Here is a 517-nt window from a genome sequence, read left to right on the forward strand (position 1 = left end):
CAATGGGGGCGGGCTTGTCGTATGACTTTGTAACGAAATCAAGACCGTTAAAACCAAGGTCGCTGTTTTTCTTTGTCCATTCCTGTTGTAGCGATTGTTCTGGGGTGTAGGCTTTGGGTTTGCGGGTTAACTGCGCGGCATAGTCCCGTGATTTACCTGAGTCAATGCCTAACGCTTTTGCATGATCTAGGAGTTGATGCCTACGGGTTGAGTTTGCATCTATGACCTCTTGCGGAATACCGTCTACGTCTATCTGACCGTTACCCATAGATTTAATGGAATAGCCCATCTTTTCTAACCTAGCGCCAAAGTCACTATGTAAAATCATGCCATAGTATTTTTGGTTAGCTAGGATGCGCTCATAAGTGCCGTTAAGCTCATTACCTTGTTGGTAAAAGCTAGAGGCAAGGTTTTTGAGGTTATCGTTTTGTAAGCGATCAATATAGGACGGTCTTGTCAGATTCTAATAAGTCTGCATTAGATCTGAGGTAAGCGGGTTGTCCGCAAACTTAGCCTT

The 517-nt window shown here is 44.3% G+C and carries 1 protein-coding gene; it reads right to left on the reverse strand.

Annotated elements, in window-relative coordinates:
• A partial coding sequence (locus tag L2748_RS24370; protein ID WP_248957855.1) for a relaxase domain-containing protein occupies window positions 1–328 on the reverse strand: 328 nt, incomplete at its 3' end.
• Window positions 329–517: the final 189 nt, after the last annotated feature.

Origin of the sequence: Shewanella sairae (assembly GCF_023283535.1) — a bacterium.
Lineage (GTDB): Bacteria > Pseudomonadota > Gammaproteobacteria > Enterobacterales > Shewanellaceae > Shewanella > Shewanella sairae.